This window comes from Pararhizobium sp. LjRoot235 (genome assembly GCF_964254145.1).
Classification (GTDB): Bacteria; Pseudomonadota; Alphaproteobacteria; order Rhizobiales; family Rhizobiaceae; genus Pararhizobium.
Window position 1 is genome coordinate 875529 of record NZ_CAXUSP020000001.1, and the last position, 19136, is coordinate 894664.

Below are 19136 nucleotides of genomic sequence, written 5' to 3' on the forward strand. Positions count from 1 at the left end.
AGGAAGGGGCGGCCACCTTCTCCCCGTGAACGGGAGAAGGGACAAGCGGCGAACTCGGTCATCCCCTCTCCCCGCTTGCGGGGAGAGGGTTAGGGTGAGGGGCGGTTGCCACGATATCGGAGCCAATCAGTCTCAATGCAGGCCGGGCCAGCCGATCCATTCCACCCAACGGCCATGAAAATCGGCGCGGCCGATCGGGTGTTTTTCGCCTGACGGCCAGACTTGCAGGCTGAGCGCCGCGCTGTGTTTCTGATCGTCCGCCTCCATCTGCAGCCGCGCAAGCGGCGCGCTCTCAGTTGCGCGCGCTCCGGCGGCAGCGATCAGCGCCTCGCCTCTTTCCTGCAATGGTTTCGGCAGATATTGCCACGCGATCGTGTGGTAGATCACATGAACCTGACCGTCATGAACGGGCTGGAGCTGTTGCGCCAGCCAATCCACCGCATCGGCGCGCTCCACGATCTGGCGGTTTGCGGCGGCGATCGCCAGGGCAAGGCGCGTGCGTTCCAGCCGGTCGGTCTGGTCTGCCCAGAGATAGGAGAGGAGCCGCATGGCGTCCTCCTCGCGCGCCGGGTTCAGCGGGTTGAGATCGCAGCCGGCGCGGCTGGCGATCTCAACGGGGACGTTGGGCGGCGTCGGACCGGTCCACTCAGGCGCTATCAGGACCGGCGATGGCTGTAAGGCCCAGGACATGTCACCCAACCGGTAGGCATAGTGGTCCCAATACAGATTGAGCCCGGCGCTGGCGCCGACTTCCGACAGCACCAGCGGTTTGCGGAACAGGCTGGAGATCGTCAGGAAGCCGGGAAGCAGGGCTGCGGAGCGGCGCACCTCGTTTGTCTGCGGCGCCGATTTCAGGCGATCGAGGATGAAGGCGACATGCGTGCGGCAGGCATGTTCTACGGCGTTCCAGAGATCGTCCGGCGCTGCGGCATTGGGCGGATAGACAGCCGCGAGCTGCGGGTCGGCGCCGGCCAGCACCAGCGCATGCAGAGCGCCGGCGAGCCGAAGCGGCACGGAATCGCCGTAGGGCGAGGGATCGCCAAGCCACGAGAGGATTTTCTCGCCGACTGGATGGGCGACAGTCAACCGCTCGGCGGCGAGCGTGCACAGGCTTGCGGTGAAGGGCGAACCGAGACCCCGGCAGGAACTTGCCTGCATGACGAAAGCGAGACGGATGGTTTGCTCTGTCGTCTGGGCGTCAGGCATCGTGCGGTCGGTCCTTCGGGTCGAACTGGATGATCGTCAGCCAGTTGGCGGTCAGTGCCGGTTTGCGTTCGCCCTCGATATCGACGGTGACGTCGTAGGTGACCATCAGCATGCCGGCACCGCGGAAGCGGGCTTCGGCCATGGTGAAGCGGCCGCGCACCTTGGCGCCGCACTTCACCGGCGTCATGAAGCGCACCTTGTCGAAGCCGTAGTTGATGCCCATGGTCTGCTCGCGCACCTTGGGCAGGCAATTGTAGTTCATCGCCGACAAGAGCGAGAGCGACAGGAACCCATGCGCGATGGTGCCGCCGAAGGGCGTTTCGGCTGCCGCCCGCACCGGGTCGGTGTGGATGAACTGGTGGTCGTCGGTGGCATCGGCAAAACCGTCGATGGTCTTCTGCGTTACCGTGATCCAGTCGGAGATCCCGATCTCCTTGCCGACCAGATCCTTGACGTCAGACAGTGAAATTTCTTGCGGCATTCTCTTTCCCGATCAAAAACATCCCGCTTCTGTATATGCCGCTCGTTTGAAAAACGGCAAACAGGCGCGCGGTTCTTGCTTATAAAATTTCGACGTGGAAACCGACGCTGCGCGCCGCGATCATGCCGAGACCGGCGCCGGCCGAAGGTAGAAGGCTTTGCCACCAGGCACCTTGCCGTACCGGCAGCTGGAAGGGATGCGGGGCGTGGCTGCGATTGATCACGACGGCAAGGCGGGTGCTTCGGTTCTGCACGGCGTCGCCGGTGACAAGCACCATCATCAGGTTATCGGTCGCGGGGCTTTCCCAATCGCTGATGGTCATCGGCTGACCGTCGAGTCTGAGCCATTCGACATCGCCATTTCCGGTGAAGAAGGTGGTGGCGCGGAAAACGTCGAAGCGCCGGCGGATCTGCGACAGGGCCGCGGTGTGTGCAATCAGGTCCTCGTCCAGCGCGGTCCAGTCGACCCAGGTGATAGCGTTGTCCTGGCAATAGGCATTGTTGTTGCCGCGCTGGCTGCGTCCGGCCTCGTCGCCGGCAGTCAGCATGACTGTGCCGCGCGTGGCAAACAGCGTCGAGAGCAAGCCCATGACGTCGCGGCGGCGGAAATCGACGATCTCCGGATCATCCGTCGTACCCTCGGCGCCGTTGTTCCAGGAGTGATTTTCGTTGTGGCCGTCGCGATTGTGCTCGCCGTTTGCCTCGTTGTGCTTGCCGGCATAGGAGACGAGATCCATCAGCGTGAAGCCGTCATGGGCGGCGATGAAGTTGACGCTGCGCGTCTCGATGCCGCCGTTACGCGAGAAGATGCTCGAGGAGCCGGCCAGCGCCGTTGCCAGATCTCCGACGACGTGGCGGTCGCCGCGCCAGGTGCGGCGCAGGTCGTCGCGGGCGCGGTCGTTCCACTCAAGGAAAGGGGCCGGGAAATTGCCGAGCTGATAGCCGCCAGGGCCGATGTCCCAGGGCTCGGCGATCAGCACGCGGTCCTTGAGGAGCGGATCGGCCAGCATTTCCGCCAAGAGCGCGGCGTCGCTGCGGAAGCCGTTCTGGTCGCGGCCAAGGATCGAGCCGAGATCGAAGCGGAAGCCGTCGACGCCGGCGGAGAGCACGAAGTGGCGGAGACTGTCGAGGATGAGTTGGCGCACGATGGGGTGGTCGCAGGCGATGGTGTTGCCGCAGCCGGTATCGTTGACCAGTTCGCCGGGCTGGCCGCTGGCGTGGCGATAATAGGTGTGATTGTCGAGGCCGCGCATCGAGAGCGTCGCACCCAGCCGGTCGCTTTCGCCGGAATGGTTGAAGACAAGGTCGAGAATGACGCCGACGCCTTCCGCATGCACGGCTGCCACGGTATCGCGCAGTTCCGTCATGCCGCCGGGCACCAGGCGGGGATCGAGCGCCATGAAGGCGATTGGGTTGTAGCCCCAGCCGTTGGTGAGGCCGAGCGGCGGCAGATGCCGTTCGTCGATCCAGGCGGTAATCGGCATGAGCTCGACGGCCGCGACGCCGATGCGTTTCAGGTGCGCAATGATGGACGGATGCGCCAGCGCGCCGACGGTGCCGCGCAGGTTTTCGGGGATCTCGGGGTGCAGAATGGTGAAGGGGCGGACGGCGACTTCGTAGATCAGGCCGCCGGCCTGGAAAAGCGGCGCGGCTATTTGGGCCGTCACCGGCTTGGTCACGATCGCTTTCGGCACAAGATCGGCGGTGTCTTCGCCGAAGACCGACAGGCGCGGATCGTGGCGGAAGGGGCGGTCGAGTTGGCGGGCATAAGGGTCGACAAGCAATTTAGCGGGATCGAACCAGAGGCCCTGGTCCGGCGCGTAGGTTCCCCAGGCGCGGAAGCCATAACGCGTGCCGGCGGCTGCGTCGGCGACGGTCAGGCTGTGAACGCCGTCCTCGCCGCGCTGCATCGGCAGGCGGCGCAACTCGATGTCTCCCGTTGCATCGAAAAGGCAGAGTTCTATGCCGGCAGCGGAGGTGGAATGGACTGCAAAGGTGGTGCCGTCATCTCCGATCGTGGCGCCGAGGGGCGAGGGGGCGGGCGGGTTCGGCATCGGGGTCACCTTGGGACTGCTGGCGGGAACGAAGATTGGATATCAGCTTGGTTTGACAGCGATTTGCCCCTGCTTTGAGCCGGGTTGCAAGCGGATTGTTGACATTCCTCTCAAGGGGGAGGTGGATCTCCCTCTTCTCCCCGGCGGGGAGAAGTGCCGAGCGCAAGCGAGGCGATGAGGGGGCGGCAGGCGGGGAGCAAGCAGCTCTCGCTCATCCGGCGCCTTGCGCCACCTTCTCCCCGCCGGGGAGAAGAGCGGGCAAACCGAGGAAATAAATAATGCTACGCGGTAGACGAGAGAGGGGCTGCCTTGGTTTCGCGCAAGGCTTTCATGACCTCCCTGAGGCCGCGTGTGAGATGCTTGTCGCGGCGAACGACGATGCCCAGGCGGCGGACGAGCTTCGGGCGCACCGGGCGGGCCTCCAGAAAGCCGGTCCGATCCCGCCTCAGGGATAGTCCGGGCAGGATAGACCAGCCGAGCCCAGCTGCGACGAGTTCCTTGATCGCCTCGACGCTGCCGAATTCCATGGCAGGCTTCAGCCGCACGCCGCCGGCGGACATCCATTCCTCAATGCTCCGACGCGTATTGCCGCCTTCATAGACGAGGAGCGTCTTTTCGCTCATGAATGCCGCATCCGGTCCCGCTGCAGGCATCTCGGCCCCTTTCGGCGCGACCGCCATAAGTTCGTCCTCGTAGAACGCCTCGACTTCGAGCGATCGTCCCGATGCCGGCATCGTGACCACCGCAAGATCGAGCGAATTTGCCTCCAGGTCGCGCAGGATGTCATCGGCATTTCCGATGCGAACCGTGATATCCAGCCCCGGCATTCTGGCCTTGGCCTTTGAGATGGCCAGGGGCAGGAGGTGGATGAAGGCCGTTGCGCCGCTTCCGATCCGGACGCGTCCGGCGACGCCGCTCCTGTGGGGTACCATCGACTCTGCTGCATCGGCCAATTCCTGGATGATTCTCCTCGCGTGGGTGAGAAGCTCAAGGCCCGCCGGGGTCGGCTGCGCGCGCCTGCCGACACGCTCGATCAACCGGACGCCAAGCCGCTGTTCCAGAAGCTTTATCTGTAGGCTGACGGCCGGCTGCGTGAGTGCAGCCTTTTCGGCGGCGGCGGTAAAGCTTCCGAGCTCGGCAACATGAACGAAGGACTGAAGCTGGTCGAAGTTCACCAAAGAATTCCTTATGGATTGAATAAAGAACATAAGCTTCTTTAAGGATAAAATCCAGTGCATCGTGAGGAGGATCGAACGGAGATTGACCGAGATGACGATGAACATACCCAATCACGCAACGGAGTTGCTGGCGCCGGATCGCGTCCGGTCACGCTGGATATTGATGCCAAGCCGAGGGCTGGCGTTCCTGTCGCTTGCGGCGCGTTACTTCGAAAAGCGCAGGAGCCGGATCGCGCTATCGGAACTCAGCGACGAGCAACTTCAGGATATCGGCGTGACGCGCTCAGAAGCCAGAAGCGAGGTCTCAAAGTCATGGTTCCTGGTATAAGGCTGCCGGGACCGCGGGCGCGCCAGCCCGGCTCACGCCCTGGCAGCATGTCCGATGGCGGCCGTGGCAGGTCGAGCTTGTGTGACAGTGACAGGCAGTTCCGACGTTCGACGTCACCCTGACTGCATGGTCGCTCTAATCGAGATTCATCTGGAGGTGGCGTGTCCCGGGACCGGCGGCAATGCCGGCGCGTCCAGCCCTTCGAAGGGGTCGCGCCAGGCGTCGATTGCTTCGAGTTGACGATACCAGCGGCCGACAGACGGGTAATCCTCGAGCGGCAATCCAGCGACATCGTTGAAGGGCAGAAAGGCTGCCATGCGGAAGTCGGCATAGGAAACCGAATCTCCGACCAGCCATCCTCCCTCGGAAAGCTCGGCCTCAAGGATTGCCGCGGCCGTGCGAAAGCGACGGAATCCCTCCTCGACCCGGCCCTGATCAATCGGGCCGAGCCTGTACCGCTGTTTGGTCCCGCGTTCGAAATGGACCATGTCGCAGGCTCTTGCGAAGTTCTCCTTGCCCCAACTGAGCCATCGGATCATTTCGGGCTGGTCGTCGCCGGTGCGCCAGAAATCGGAATGCGCGTCGCGGGATAGCCGGCAGGCTATCGCGTCGGCCTCCCAGAGGCTTTTTCCCGAGCCGGTCAGTATCGGCAGTGAAAGATTTGGATTGAGCGGCCGATATCGCTCAGCCTGTCCCGGAGCGAAGGGTGAGGCATATTCAAACTCGACATCCGCGTCGAGATAGCGTGCCACGGCGACTGCGAGACGAGGGTTGGGATTACGGCTGAAGAACAGTTTCACATGCCATTCCTTGAATAGTGCCGGTTCGGCTTTCGCACGGACAGGAATATCATTCGACTTGTGCGTTGTCGGGATGTCGGCCAAGGGCACCAGATGGCATCACCGTCCGCAACAGGACGCCTTGTACCTGCCACACTAAGGCGAGGGGACGAGGTTGCGAAGCTGCAGTTTCGTCCCCCTGTCGTGTCTTGCTGTCGCTTACGTAATAACGGTCGGTTCCGTCCGGCCCGTCCGCTCCCTGATCCCGGCGATCTCGTCGGCAACGGCGATCAGGTCGGCGAGTGCTTCCTGGGTGTCGAAGTCGTGGCGGGAAGCGTCGGGCTCGTAGCGTTCGATGTAGACGCGCAGGGTGGCTCCGGACGTGCCGGTGCCGGAGAGACGGAAGACGACGCGGGAGCCGCCTTCGAACAGGATGCGGATGCCCTGGTTGCTGCTCACCGACTTGTCGATCGGATCGTTGTAGGAAAAGTCGTCGGCGGCTGCGACCTTGAGCGCACCAAAGCTTTTTCCGGGCAGGGTGGAGAGCTGGTCGCGCAGTGCGCTCACCAGGCCGTTTGCGGCGTCGGTATCGACTTCTTCATAGTCATGACGCGAATAATAGTTGCGGCCGTAGGTGGTCCAGTGCTGACGGGCGATGTCGGCGACGCTGTCCATGCGCACGGCAAGGATGTTGAGCCAGAGCAGCACCGCCCACAGCCCGTCCTTCTCGCGCACGTGGCTGGAGCCGGTGCCCGCACTTTCTTCGCCGCAGATGGTGACCATGCCGGCGTCCATCAGATTGCCGAAGAATTTCCAGCCGGTCGGGGTCTCGTAGATGCCGATGCCGAGCTTTTCGGCGACGCGGTCGGCGGCGGCGCTGGTCGGCATGGAACGGGCGATGCCGGCGAGCCCCTTGGAATAACCGGGGGCAAGGTCGGCATTGGCGGCGAGGATGGCCAGACTGTCGGAGGGGGTGATGAAGATGCCCTTGCCGATGATCAGGTTGCGGTCGCCGTCGCCGTCGGATGCGGCGCCGAAGTCGGGGGCGTCCTCGCCCATCATCTCCTCATAGAGGGCGCGGGCATGGACGAGGTTCGGGTCCGGGTGATGGCCGCCGAAATCGGGCAGCGGGATGAAATTCAAGACCGAGCCCTTGGCAGCGCCAAGGCGGTTTTCGAGGATTTCCTTGGCATAGGGGCCAGTCACGGCGCTCATGGCATCAAAGACGATGCGGAAGCCGCTCGCGAGCAGCCGGCGGATCGCCGGGAAGTCGAACAGCTTTTCCATCAGTTCGGCATAGTCGAAGACCGGGTTGATCACCACGACCTCCATGCCGTCTACGTCCTGGCTGCCTTCGATGTCGAGATTGATGTCGGGAACCTCGGCTATCTTGTACTGGTCGATGACCGTGGTGCGGGCAAAGATCGCGTCGGTGACCTTTTCCGGCGCAGGGCCGCCATTGCCGATATTGTACTTGATCCCGAAATCCTCGGTCGGGCCGCCGGGATTATGGCTGGCTGAGAGCACGATGCCGCCGAAGGCCTTGTATTTGCGGATGACGTTGGAGGCGGCGGGCGTCGACAGGATGCCGCCGCGGCCGACCAGCACGCGGCCGAAGCCGTTGGCAGCCGCCATCTTGATGGCGATCTGGATGACCTCGCGGTTGTAGTAGCGGCCGTCGCCGCCGATCACCAGCGTGTCGCCACTGAAGCCTTCGAGCGAGTCGAAGATCGACTGGATGAAATTCTCGGCATAGTTCTTTTGCTGGAAAACCGGCACCTTCTTGCGCAGGCCGGAGGTTCCCGGCTTCTGGTCCAGATAGGGCGTTGTCTGTACGATTTTGGTCATAGGGTTTTAGCCTTTCGCAAGAAGACTGGAATAGAGATCGGCATAGCGATGCGCGCTCAAATCCCAGGAAACGTCTGATTTCATGCCCTGGGCCTGGAGGCGGGCCCAGACTTTCGGTTGCCGGTAGGCGGCAAACGCGCGCCGAAGCGCCTGGCGCAGGCTCGCAGCAGAAACGGGCGAGAATTGGAAGCCGGTGGCGACGCGTGCCGCAAGTGCCGCTTCATTGGCGTCGATGATCGTGTCTGCAAGGCCGCCGGTATGGGCGACGATCGGCACGCAGCCGTAGCGCAAGCCGTAGAGCTGGGTCAGGCCGCAAGGCTCGAAGCGCGAGGGGATGATGATCGCATCGGCGCCGGCCTGCATTAGGTGCGACAGCGGCTCGTTATAGCCGGTGACCATCCCGACCCGGCCGGGATGGCGGGCGGCGGCGGTCAGGAAGGCGCTTTCGAGCGATGGATCGCCGGAGCCGAGCACCGCAAGCTTGCCGCCATTGTCGACGATGTCGTCGATCACTTCGGCGAGCACGTCCATGCCCTTCTGCCAGGTGAGCCGGCTGACGACGCAGAAGATCGGGCCGGGGGCATTGTCGAAGCCGAAATACTCCGACAGGGCCCTGCGGTTGATCTCGCGCTTCTTCAGCGTCGTGGGGCCGTAGTTCGCGGCGATATGCGTGTCGGTCTGCGGGTTCCAGACATCGGTGTCGATGCCGTTGACGATGCCGCTGAGATGGGAAAGCCGCGCCGTCAGCAGGCCCTCGAAGCCCATGCCGAACTCGGGGGTAAGGATTTCCTGGGCATAGGAGGGGCTGACGGTGGTGATGGCGTTCGCCGTCTGCAAGCCGCCCTTGAGAAAGCCGACATCGCCGAAATATTCGACGAAGCTGATGGAGAAGGCCTCCGGCGGCAGCGCAAGCTCGGGAAACACGTCGGAGCTGAACTGGCCCTGGAAGGCGATGTTGTGGATGGTGAGCACCACCGGCATGCCATGGGCCGGGCCAAAGCGCATGTAGACCGGGGTCAGCGCCGCCTGCCAGTCGTGCACGTGAACGAGGTCCGGCTTCCAGTTCGGCAGCAGCCCCCCTGCGATTTCGGCGGCTGCCAGCGAAAGCGCTGCGAAGCGGCGGAAATTGTCGGTGTAGTCCAGACCCAGTCGGTCGACATAGGGGCCGCCGTCGCGATCGAACAGTTCCGGTGCGTCGAGGATGAGAAGATCGAGGCCCTCGTGATCGACGGCGAGGATCGAGGCGGGATGGCCGAAGAGATTGTCGAAGCCGCCGACCTTCTGCGGCTTCTTGAGCTTGTGCATGACGATCGGATAGCCCGGCATCAATGTGCGCATGCGGACACCGTGCGGTTTCAGGGCCGCCGGCAGGGCGCCCGCCACGTCGGCGAGACCCCCTGTCTTGATCAGCGGAAAGACTTCCGAGGCGACGGAAAGAACTTCCATGCCTTAGATGTCCAGCTTGTCGATCATCGCCTGGGTGATCAGGCAGATGCCGTTTTCCGAGCGGCGGAAGCGCTTGGCGTCGAATTCCGGATCATCGCCGACGACGAGGCCTTCGGGGATGACGACGCGACTGTCGATGACGACGTTCTTCAAATTCGCATGCCGGCCGATCCTGACGTTCGGCAGGATCACCGCACCGTCGAGGCGGGAATAGGAGTTCACCCGGACGCCGGTAAACAACATGCTGCGGTTGAGCGCGGCACCCGAGATGATGCAGTCACCGGAGACGAGCGAGGACGTTGCCGAGCCGCGGCGGTCCTCGTCGTCATGGACGAATTTTGCCGGCGGCTTGATTTCGGCAAAGGTCCAGATGGGCCAGGTGCTGTCGTAGATGTCGAGTTCCGGCGTCACATGGGTGAGGTCGATATTGGCCTGCCAGTAGGCGTCGATCGTGCCGACGTCGCGCCAGTAGGCCTCGCGCTCGAAATCGGAGCGGACGCAGGACTGGTTGAAACGGTGGGCGACGGCTTTGCCGTTCTGGACGATATAGGGGATGATATCCTTGCCGAAATCGCGCGAGGAGGAGGGGTCGGCCGCGTCGCGGCGCAGGACGTCCATCAGGAACTTGGTGTGGAAGACATAGATGCCCATCGAGGCGAGCGCCATCTCCGGATTGCCGGGAATGCCCGGCGGATCGGCCGGCTTTTCGACGAAGGCGATGATCTGGTCCTTGTCATCGACATGCATGACGCCGAAGCCGGTCGCTTCCATGCGCGGCACTTCCAGGCAGCCGATGGTGACGTCGGCGCCGGAATCGACATGCTGCTGCAGCATCAGCTCGTAGTCCATCTTGTAGATATGGTCGCCGGCAAGGATGACCATGTATTCGACGCCGTGATCCTCGATGATGTCGATGTTCTGGTAGACCGCATCCGCCGTGCCTTCGTACCACTGCGTTTCGGAAACACGCTGCGAGGCCGGCAGGATGTCGAAGCTTTCGTTTCGTTCGGGGCGGAAGAAGTTCCAGCCGCGCTGCAGGTGGCGGATCAGCGAATGCGCCTTGTATTGCGTCGCGACGCCGATGCGGCGGATACCGGAATTGAGCGCATTCGACAGCGCAAAATCGATGATGCGGGCCTTGCCGCCGAAATAGACCGCGGGCTTGGCGCGGCGATCGGTCAGTTCCTTCAGGCGGCTGCCGCGGCCGCCGGCAAGGACATAGGCCATGGCGTCACGGGCAAGGGGCTGGCTGCGTTTTTCCATTGATTTTTCCTCCCGATAGTATGGTTCCCGGAGAATATGCCAATCTCCTCGGATCGGCATATTCTCCAAATATTCTTGCTTCACACCGCCCTGGCTGGCCTTGGGAGCCCGCCGTGCCGTGCGTTAATCCTGCTCCAGCATCAGTGTCGCCAGCGGCGGCAGAGTGATGGTGGCCGTCGTGACGCCTGCGCTGTTTTTCGTTGCCTGGACGGCTCCTCCGTTGCCTTTGCCGCTGCCGCCATAGATTTCGGCGTCGCTGTTGAGGATTTCCTTCCACCGCCCTTCGATGGGCAGCGGGATGGTGTAGCTCTCCCGGTAAACCGGGGTCAGGTTGCTGACAACGGCGATCAATTTTTCGCCGGGTGCCTTGCGCAGCCAGGCAAAGACCGAGTTGTCACGGTCGTCGGCGATCAGCCATTCGAAGCCGTCACCCTCGCAATCGCGGCCGTGAAGAGAGGCCTTGCTGCGATAGGTGCCGTTCAGGTCGCGTACCAGCCGGCGCATGCCCTCGTGCAGCGGATATTCGAGCAGGTTCCAGTCGAGCGCGCGATCTTCCGACCACTCGCGCCACTGCGCGAATTCCTGTCCCATGAACAAGAGCTTCTTGCCCGGATAGCCCCACATGAAGGTGTAGTAGGCGCGCAGATTGGCGAACTTCTGCCAGTCGTCGCCGGCCATCTTGGCGATCAGCGCGCCCTTGCCGTGCACCACCTCGTCGTGAGAGAGCGGCAGCACGAAATTCTCGCTGAAGGCATAGAGCAGGCCGAAGGTCAGGTCGTTGTGGTGAAACTTACGGTGCACCGGCTCGCGCTGGAAATATTGCAGCGTGTCGTGCATGAAGCCCATGTTCCACTTGAAGCCGAAACCGAGGCCCCCGGTATGAACCGGATGCGAGACCTTGGGCCAGGAGGTGGATTCCTCGGCAATGGTGATGATGCCGGGGTGGCTGCCGTAGACCTGCTTGTTCATCGTCTGCAGGAAGCGGACCGCATCCAGGTTTTCGTTGCCGCCGTATTCGTTCGGCACCCATTCGCCGTGCTTGCGCGAATAGTCGAGGTAAAGCATCGAGGCAACCGCATCGACGCGCAGCCCGTCGAGATGGAATTTCTCGGCCCAATAGAGCGCATTGTTGACGAGGTAGGAGAACACCTCGGCGCGGCCGAAATTGTAAATCGCGGTGTTCCAGTCCGGATGGTAGCCCTGACGCGGATCCTCGTGCTCGTAGAGGGCGGTGCCGTCGAACCAGCGCAGGCCATGGGCGTCTGTCGGGAAATGCGCCGGCACCCAATCGAGGATGACGCCGATGCCGACCTTGTGGGCGCCGTTGACGAAGCGGGCAAAACCCTCTGGCTCGCCGAAGCGGGCGGTCGGCGAATAGAGGCCGGTCGTCTGGTAGCCCCAGGAGGGATCGAAGGGATATTCGGTGACGGGCAGGAACTCGATATGGGTGAAGCCCATGTCGATGCAATAGGGGATCAGCCGGTCGGCAAGCTCGTCCCAGGAGAGCATCTCGCCATCCTCGCGGCGCTGCCAGGAGGCGGCGTGAACCTCGTAGATCGAAATCGGCTGGCGCCGGGCGTCGACGCTTGCCCAATACGCCCGGTGCGCCTCATCCTCCCAGGCCTGGTCGATTTCGCCTGTTGTCATCGAGGCGTTCTTCGGGCGCAGTTCCGAGCGGCGAGCGAAAGGATCGGCCTTTAGCGGCAGGACTTCGCCATTCTTGCCGACGATCTCGTATTTGTAGATCGCGCCTGCCTGGATATCCGGCACGAAGATTTCCCAGATGCCGGTGTCCTGGCGCAGCCGCATGACGTGGCGCCGGCCATCCCAGTTGTTGAAATCACCAACGACGGAGACACGCCGCGCATTGGGCGCCCAGACGGCGAAGTGAAAGCCGTCCGCACCCTCATGCTTCAGCGGATGTGCGCCCATCTTGTCGAAAAGGCGCAGATGCGAGCCTTCGCGGATGTAATAGTCATCCATAGGCCCGAGCACCGGGCCGAAACTGTAGGGATCCGTGACGGTCCATTTGCCGCTCTCGTTACGGGCGCGGTAGCGGACCGGCTGGATCTTCTTGACGGGGACCACGCCTTCGAAGAAGCCGGCATCGTTCCGGCGGGCAAGCTCGCCGATCTCCTTGCCGGCCAATGTCTCGACGGTCACCGTTTCGGCGCCAGGGATGAAGCAGCGGGCGACGAACTCCTTGCCCGCCTGATGAACGCCGAGAACGGCGAACGGATTGTTGTGCGTGCCGGCGAGGATCGCCGCAATCTCTTCCGCCGACAGACTGGCTGGTGGAGCGGCAGGCGTGGCGTCATTCGGCACTGATGTCATCCGGCTCTCCAGATTTCCCCGGCATATTGCCGGATTGTGCGGTCGGAGGAGAACCAGCCCATGCGCGCGGTGTTGCGAATGGTCTTGGAATACCAGCCGGCTGTGTCGGTCCAGATCGCATCCACCTCACGCTGTGCCTTGGCATAGGCGTCGAAATCGGCCGCCACCATGAACCAGTCGTGATTGTAGATGCCGTCGATCAGGCTGGAGAAGCGGTTGCGGTCGTCGGGCGAGAAAACCCCCGAGGCAATCGCCTGCAATGCCTGGGAGAGCTCGCGCGATTGCTCGATGATGGCGCGGGGATTGTGACCCTCGGCGCGAACCTTGGCGACCTCTTCCGCTGTCATCCCGAAGATCTTGATGTTCTCCTCGCCAACCCAGTCGCGCATTTCGACATTGGCGCCATCCAGCGTGCCAATGGTCAGCGCACCGTTCAGCGCGAACTTCATGTTCCCCGTTCCGGACGCTTCCATGCCGGCTGTCGAGATCTGCTCCGACAGGTCGGCGGCGGGGACCATGATCTCGGCGAGCGAGACGTTGTAGTTGGGGATGAAGACGACCTTCAAAAGGCCGCGCACGGCCGGGTCGTTGTTGATCACGCGGGCGACATCATTGGCGAGCTTGATGATCAGCTTGGCATTGTGATAGCTCGGCGCCGCCTTGCCGGCGAAGAGTTTCACCCGCGGCACCCAGTCCTTTTCCGGATGCGAGCGGATCTGGTCGTAGAGCGAGATCGCCTCGACGATGTTGAGCAGCTGGCGCTTGTATTCGTGGATACGCTTGATCTGGATGTCGAACATCGCCGACGGATCGAGCCGGATGCCCATGCGGCTCTGGACGAGTTGCGCAAGCCTCACCTTGTTGGAACGCTTGATCCTTGCGAATTTCTCCTGGAAATCCGGTTTGTCGGCGAAGGGATCGAGGGCCTGCAGGGCCTCGGTATTGTCCATGAACTCATCGCCGATCGCGTCGCGGATCAGCGTAACCAATTCAGGATTGCACTGCATCAGCCAGCGGCGCGGTGTGATGCCGTTGGTCTTGTTGTTGATGCGTTCCGGATAAAGCCGGTGCAGATCGGCGAAGACGGTTTCCTTCATCAGTTCGGTATGAAGGGCCGAGACGCCATTGATCGAATGCGAGCCGACAAAGGCGAGATTGCCCATGCGCACGCGGCGGTCGCCGCTCTCGTCGATCAGCGAGATGTTGCGGACTTCCTGGTCTGAGTGGGCCTTCTGCTTGCGGGCCTCGAGCAGGATCTTGGCATTGATGGCATAGACGATCTGCATGTGGCGCGGCAAAAGGCGCTCGAACAGCGGCACCGGCCAGGTTTCGAGCGCTTCGGGCAGCAACGTGTGGTTAGTATAGGAGAAGGTGTGGCGGGCGATATCCCAGGCGGCCTCGAAATCCATGCCGTGGACGTCGGTCAGCAGGCGAACGAGCTCGGCGACGGAGACAGCTGGATGGGTGTCGTTGAGCTGGATGGCGACCTTGTCCGGCAGGGAAGTGAAGTCGGGATATTGCTGAAGATGGCGGCGCAGGATGTCCTGCAGCGAGGCGGAGGAGAAGAAGAACTCCTGGCGCAGGCGCAGTTCCTGGCCGGCCGGGGTGGCATCAGCCGGATAAAGCACGCGGGCGAGACTTTCCGCCTTGTTGCTTTCGCGAAGCGCGCCGATGTGGTCTCCGGCATTGAAGGCGTCGAGCAGGATCGGGTCGATCGGATGAGCGGTCCACAGGCGCAGCGTGTTGACGCGCTTGGCGCGCCAGCCGACCACCGGCGTGTCGCAGGCCGTCGCAATGACGCGTTCGGCCGGCTTCCAGACGTAGCGGGTCACTTCCTCATCGACATTGACGGTCTCGACCGAGCCGCCGAAGCCGATTTCGTAGGAGCTTTCGCGGCGCTCGAACTCCCAGGGATTGCCGTGGGCAAGCCAGGTTTCCGGCAGTTCCACCTGCCAGCCATCGGCCATCTGCTGGCGGAAAAGGCCATGCACATAGCGGATGCCGTAGCCATAGGCGGGGATATCGACCGTCGCCATCGACTCCATGAAACAGGCGGCGAGACGGCCGAGGCCGCCATTGCCGAGTGCCGCGTCCGGCTCCAGCGTCGCGATCACGTCGAGATCGACGCCGAACGAGGCGAGCGCCTCACGCAATTCGTCCATCAGGCCGATATTGGTGACGGCATCGCGCATCAGGCGGCCGATCAGGAACTCGAGCGATAGATAGTAAACGCGCTTGGCATTGCTCGAGTAGGTCTTGCGCGTCGATTCCATCCAGTTGTCGGTGATGCGGTCGCGCACAACCAGGATCGCGGCGGTCAGCCAGTCGTGCGGTTTGGCGACCTTCGGATCCTTGCCGATGCGATAGGTCAGGCGCTCGATAATTTCCTCGGCGAGAACTTCGGAGTTCGAGGCCCGGGGGGCGGCACTCGGAATCTTTTCGTTGTGCAAACGATCCATCATGAAAAAGGTTTAACCTCTGCTTGCGGTTTGGGAGACCGGAGGCGAACACCAACGGGACATGGGAGCGATTTATGCACCGATACGAAGCGCTTGCAATAGTGTTTTCAATAAGATGAAAATTGGATGGGAGCGACTTACCAAACGGCTTGCAAATACTTGCAGGCATTGCGGAAAACGCCAGGGGGCCGCCGCGATTGTTCGGGACGGTCCTTTGGCAGGACTGTTGAACGGCCTTATTTCGTCGGGATTATTGTCGTCGCCGCGGCTTTCTCACCGATATATTTCGATAGTGGCGTCCAGCTGTTTGGCGTTCCCGATGGCAAGAAATGGTCACTGGAAACCGTAATGCGGCCGTCAAACCGTAAACGCTGCCCACGGCGTGGGTGGCTGCGCAAAAGGAAGACGCGCGGGCGTTGCCGTTCGATTCACTGCAACGGAATGACGTCCACGGCCTGTTCGGTCTTGTGTGATCCGTAGCTTTTCAGCACGCCAATGACGGGCGCCACGTCACTATAATCGCGGCCGTGGCCGACGACGATATGATCCATTCCGGCAAGAATATTGTTGGTGGGATCAAGCTCCAGCCACCCGATGGTGGTTCCGCACCAGAAACGCACCCAGGCATGCATGGCATCGGCACCTTCGAGACGTTCCTTGCCTGGCGGCGGGATGGTTCTGAGGAAGCCGCTGACGTATCCAGCGGGTATGCCAAGGCTGCGCAGCGCGGTGATCATCACATGGGTGAAATCCTGGCAGACGCCGCGCCTCAGCTTGAAAGCCTCGCGCGGCGTCGTATCGACGGTGGTCGCCTTCGGGTCGTAGGTGAAGTCCTGGTGGATCTGAGCACAGATGGCGGTTGCGATCTGACGGATGGTCATGCCCGGCTTGGCGATGCCACGGGCATAGGATGCAATGGCGGTATCCTCGGGAAGGCGGGGGCTGGCCCCGAGGAAATGATGCGGCGAATTGGCGTCGAGCGACCAGACACTGGCGATCTCGCCCGGGAAGGCCGCAAGATCCGGCGAGAAATCGGCGGTGAGCGGCTGGGGCTCGAGCTGGACGCGGGCCTGCATGCGGATCACCAGCTTTTCATGCTGCTTGCGAAACAGGATCGACGTCGAGGGGTTGGCGAAGAAATCGACACTGTCCCTGCGTTCCTCCGGCGCCGGCGTGCAAGTGACGGTGCCAGCCACCAGCCGCTGGCGGTCCAGCAGCGAGACGGGCAGCACGCGCACGACATGCCTGCCGCCGGAAACCGGGACTTCGTAGCTATAGGTGATCCGCAGATTGATGTCGTAGAGCATGGAACTCTCAGTTTCGGCGCAGCAGGTCAGGCATATCCTATCCGAGATAGGTTTGCGCGAGGATATCGGAGAAACGCCCCAGTTCCTGTTCGAGGCGATTGTAGACCAGGGCGTTCATGGCCTCCGGCATCATGACGGCGAGGCCGGCGTGGAGGCGCATGGCTTCGCGGTAGAAGGGCGACATCTGGCCGTTCGAGAAGGCGTTCGGCAGTTGTTCGACCTCGGTCTTGATCTCGTTCAGCTGGTAGAGGATCGAGCGCGGGTTGAGCGGATCGAGGGCAAGAAGGTCCGTTACCGTGAGCGCCGCGGTGTTGACGTTGTAACGGCGGCGGTGCGTCATGACGCTGTCGCCGATTTCGAGCAGCATGTCGTAGGCGCCGTCCGGGGCGTCCTCGCCCGACATATGGCCGAGCAGGCGGGTCATGTGCAGGCCGCGCTCGAGATAGCGGCCGATCGACAGGAAGCGCCAGCCGGTGAAGCGATACATGTTTTCATGGACGAGACCGGCAAAGCCCGCGAGCTTGCGCAAGAGGATTGTCATTGCATGGGTGGCGTCATCGCCCGCCTGCACCGTCGACTGGAATTTGCGGGCGGTCTTGGCGAGATCGTTGAGCGCCAGCCAGCCATCGGCCGAAAAGCGGTCGCGGATGTTGCTGGCGGAAAACAGCGCGCTGTTGATATTGATGACCAGGCTTTCGGGCACGGCTTGCCGGGTGTCGATATCGAGACCCGCGAGATAGTCGGTGATGTCCTTCAAAAGCGGCATTTCGGTATCGGCGGTTTCGGCAAACCGCCCATGCCAGGCGCGTAGGATGCGCAGCGCGCCTTCCGCCCGCTCGATATAGCGGCCGAGCCAGAAGAGGTTGTCGGCGGCCCGGCTCGGCAGGCTGCCGGGCAGGATGCGGATGAAGCTCTCCTCGGCCGGCAGCAGCGTCATCTGCTCGACCGGCTTCTGGCTGACGATCCAGACATCGGCGGCCGAACCGCCCGCCTGCATGGCGATCGCGGCCGCATCGGCGCGTGAACCGATGCGGGCGAAGCCGCCCGGCATCACCTGCCAGCCGTCACGGGTGCGGGCGACGTAGACACGCAGGCTCATCGGCCGCGGCGTCAGCTTGCCGTTAACCCAGGCGGGCGTTGTGGACAGCGTCACGACCTCCTGGCCGACGAGCTTCGGTCCCTCGGTCTGCAGCCATTCCGAGATCGAGACCTTGGCATTGTCGCGCAGGGACGAGCCCAGCACCGAACGGCCGTTGTCGTCGAAGAAGGGCCTCGTCGAATAGGCGGGGCCGATCACCATCTTCTCGACGTTCTCGGCGACCTGATCTCGCTCCGGCTGCTGGCCGCACCACCAGGTGGCGATGCTTGGCAGGATCTGGTCTTCGCCGAGCAGATGGCGGCAGATTTTCGGAAGGAAGGCAAGGAAGGCGCGGGTTTCGAGAATGCCGGAACCGAGCGAGTTGACGATCGAGACCGAGCCGGAGCGCAGCGCTTCGACCATGCCGGGTGTGCCGATCTGCGAGCCCTGGTTGAGCTCCAGCGGATCGGCGAAGGCGGCGTCGAGGCGGCGCCAGAGCACGCCAATGGGTTTCAGGCCGGCGACGGTGCGCACCATGACACGGCCATTGATGACGGTCAGATCCTCACCCTCGAGCAGCATGAAGCCGAGGTAGCGGGCGATATAGGCGTGTTCGAAATAGGTCTCGTTGGCGACACCCGGCGTCAGAACGGCGATGCGGTCGTCCGGGTGCTTCTTGCGCAACTGCAGCGCGTCGCGGAAAGCGCCGAAGAAGCCCGCGAGGCGATGGACATGCGTTTCCGCGTAGAGATCGGAGAAGGCGCGGGTGGTCGCCACCCGGTTTTCAAGCGCGAAGCCGGCGCCCGAGGGGGCCTCGGTGCGATCCGACAGCACCCACCAGTTGCCGTCCGGCCCGCGGCCGATCTCGAAGGAACAGAAATGCAGGAAATGGCCGTCGGCGGGAAGCACGCCGACCATCGGGCGCAGGAATTCCGGATTGCCGGCGACCAGCGACGGCGGCAGGAAGCCTTCGGCGACAAGCCGGTTGGGACCATAGATATCGGCTGCGACGCGCTCCAGCAGTTCGGCGCGCTGGACGAGGCCCTTGGAGACGGCCTGCCATTCGGCATCGTCGATCAGGACCGGAACGTGGGACAGCGGCCAGCTCCGCTCCGAATTCTCCTTGGTGCCGTAGGCCCGGTAAAAGACGCCGGCGTCGCGCAGATAACGGTCGGCGCGGGCAAAGCGGTTGGCAAGTTCCGTCTCGTCCATACGGCCGATGGTGGAGAGAAGATGCCGCCAGACCGGCCGGACATTGCCATGCGTATCGAGCATTTCATCGGCAATGCCGGGAAGCGCGCGATAGCCGAAAACCGGATCGTTTTCGTCCCGGTTCTCTGCACGTGCCGCTTCCGCCGTCTGCTTCTTTGACATAA

13 protein-coding genes are annotated in these 19136 nt (G+C 62.8%); 1 reads left to right on the forward strand and 12 read right to left on the reverse strand.

What is annotated here, in order from left to right; translation table 11 throughout:
- Positions 1-132: 132 nt before the first annotated feature.
- From ACSQ2Z_RS04125 to ACSQ2Z_RS04140, 4 genes are all read right to left on the reverse strand, one after another.
- A complete protein-coding gene (locus tag ACSQ2Z_RS04125) occupies positions 133-1206 on the reverse strand; it encodes a DUF2332 domain-containing protein (RefSeq protein WP_436080037.1) in 1074 nt (357 codons plus the stop codon).
- Positions 1199-1687, reverse strand: a complete 489-nt coding sequence (locus tag ACSQ2Z_RS04130) for a MaoC family dehydratase (RefSeq protein ID WP_436080038.1) — start codon at positions 1685-1687, stop codon at positions 1199-1201. Before ACSQ2Z_RS04130 ends, ACSQ2Z_RS04125 begins: the two co-directional genes overlap by 8 nt.
- Positions 1688-1766: 79 nt before the next feature.
- Positions 1767-3740, reverse strand: a complete 1974-nt coding sequence (glgX, locus tag ACSQ2Z_RS04135) for a glycogen debranching protein GlgX (RefSeq protein ID WP_436080039.1) — start codon at positions 3738-3740, stop codon at positions 1767-1769.
- A gap of 281 nt (positions 3741-4021) precedes the next feature.
- Positions 4022-4948, reverse strand: coding sequence for a LysR family transcriptional regulator (locus ACSQ2Z_RS04140; protein ID WP_436080040.1), 927 nt, complete (start codon positions 4946-4948; stop codon positions 4022-4024).
- A 61-nt stretch (positions 4949-5009) separates the two neighbouring features.
- Between ACSQ2Z_RS04140 and ACSQ2Z_RS04145 the strand changes: the two genes are divergently transcribed.
- The gene (locus tag ACSQ2Z_RS04145; protein WP_436080041.1) at positions 5010-5246 is read left to right on the forward strand and encodes a DUF1127 domain-containing protein; all 237 of its coding nucleotides are present in this window, start codon (positions 5010-5012) and stop codon (positions 5244-5246) included.
- 146 nt (positions 5247-5392) lie between these two features.
- Here the strand turns inward: ACSQ2Z_RS04145 and ACSQ2Z_RS04150 are convergent, their stop codons facing one another.
- The 8 genes from ACSQ2Z_RS04150 to ACSQ2Z_RS04185 all read right to left on the reverse strand — a co-directional run bounded on the left by ACSQ2Z_RS04150 (position 5393) and on the right by ACSQ2Z_RS04185 (position 19134).
- Positions 5393-6046: a glutathione S-transferase family protein gene (locus ACSQ2Z_RS04150; RefSeq protein WP_436080042.1), complete on the reverse strand. Its 654-nt coding sequence runs from the start codon at positions 6044-6046 to the stop codon at positions 5393-5395.
- A gap of 198 nt (positions 6047-6244) precedes the next feature.
- Complete coding sequence (locus ACSQ2Z_RS04155; RefSeq protein WP_436080043.1) at positions 6245-7873, reverse strand: alpha-D-glucose phosphate-specific phosphoglucomutase; 1629 nt, start codon at positions 7871-7873, stop codon at positions 6245-6247.
- Positions 7874-7879: 6 nt separating this feature from the next.
- Positions 7880-9319 (reverse strand): glycogen synthase GlgA, encoded by a 1440-nt coding sequence (gene glgA, locus ACSQ2Z_RS04160; protein WP_436080044.1) that lies wholly within the window; start codon positions 9317-9319, stop codon positions 7880-7882.
- Between the two features lie 3 nt (positions 9320-9322).
- The gene (glgC, locus tag ACSQ2Z_RS04165; RefSeq protein WP_436080045.1) at positions 9323-10582 is read right to left on the reverse strand and encodes a glucose-1-phosphate adenylyltransferase; all 1260 of its coding nucleotides are present in this window, start codon (positions 10580-10582) and stop codon (positions 9323-9325) included.
- A gap of 123 nt (positions 10583-10705) precedes the next feature.
- Positions 10706-12916, reverse strand: a complete 2211-nt coding sequence (gene glgB, locus ACSQ2Z_RS04170; protein ID WP_436080046.1) for a 1,4-alpha-glucan branching protein GlgB — start codon at positions 12914-12916, stop codon at positions 10706-10708.
- Positions 12913-15378: a glycogen/starch/alpha-glucan phosphorylase gene (locus ACSQ2Z_RS04175; protein ID WP_436080047.1), complete on the reverse strand. Its 2466-nt coding sequence runs from the start codon at positions 15376-15378 to the stop codon at positions 12913-12915. The genes glgB and ACSQ2Z_RS04175 overlap by 4 nt, the downstream gene beginning before the upstream one ends.
- A gap of 425 nt (positions 15379-15803) precedes the next feature.
- Positions 15804-16682 carry a transglutaminase family protein gene (locus tag ACSQ2Z_RS04180; RefSeq protein ID WP_436080048.1) on the reverse strand — a complete coding sequence of 293 codons (879 nt, stop codon included), beginning with the start codon at positions 16680-16682 and terminating at the stop codon, positions 15804-15806.
- A gap of 37 nt (positions 16683-16719) precedes the next feature.
- Positions 16720-19134, reverse strand: a complete 2415-nt coding sequence (locus ACSQ2Z_RS04185) for a circularly permuted type 2 ATP-grasp protein (protein WP_436080049.1) — start codon at positions 19132-19134, stop codon at positions 16720-16722.
- Positions 19135-19136: the final 2 nt, after the last annotated feature.

Excerpts from the sequence above, each read along its gene's own strand:
- glgX (WP_436080039.1), bottom strand. The coding sequence starts at position 3,740 with ATGCCGAACCCGCCCGCCCCCTCGCCCCTCGGCGCCACGATCGGAGAT.
- ACSQ2Z_RS04155 (WP_436080043.1), bottom strand. The coding sequence starts at position 7,873 with ATGACCAAAATCGTACAGACAACGCCCTATCTGGACCAGAAGCCGGGA.
- ACSQ2Z_RS04140 (WP_436080040.1), bottom strand. The coding sequence starts at position 4,948 with ATGTTCTTTATTCAATCCATAAGGAATTCTTTGGTGAACTTCGACCAG.
- ACSQ2Z_RS04185 (WP_436080049.1), bottom strand. The coding sequence starts at position 19,134 with ATGTCAAAGAAGCAGACGGCGGAAGCGGCACGTGCAGAGAACCGGGAC.
- ACSQ2Z_RS04180 (WP_436080048.1), bottom strand. The coding sequence starts at position 16,682 with ATGCTCTACGACATCAATCTGCGGATCACCTATAGCTACGAAGTCCCG.
- glgB (WP_436080046.1), bottom strand. The coding sequence starts at position 12,916 with ATGACATCAGTGCCGAATGACGCCACGCCTGCCGCTCCACCAGCCAGT.
- ACSQ2Z_RS04125 (WP_436080037.1), bottom strand. The coding sequence starts at position 1,206 with ATGCCTGACGCCCAGACGACAGAGCAAACCATCCGTCTCGCTTTCGTC.
- ACSQ2Z_RS04145 (WP_436080041.1), top strand. The coding sequence starts at position 5,010 with ATGACGATGAACATACCCAATCACGCAACGGAGTTGCTGGCGCCGGAT.
- ACSQ2Z_RS04175 (WP_436080047.1), bottom strand. The coding sequence starts at position 15,378 with ATGATGGATCGTTTGCACAACGAAAAGATTCCGAGTGCCGCCCCCCGG.
- ACSQ2Z_RS04130 (WP_436080038.1), bottom strand. The coding sequence starts at position 1,687 with ATGCCGCAAGAAATTTCACTGTCTGACGTCAAGGATCTGGTCGGCAAG.
- glgC (WP_436080045.1), bottom strand. The coding sequence starts at position 10,582 with ATGGAAAAACGCAGCCAGCCCCTTGCCCGTGACGCCATGGCCTATGTC.
- glgA (WP_436080044.1), bottom strand. The coding sequence starts at position 9,319 with ATGGAAGTTCTTTCCGTCGCCTCGGAAGTCTTTCCGCTGATCAAGACA.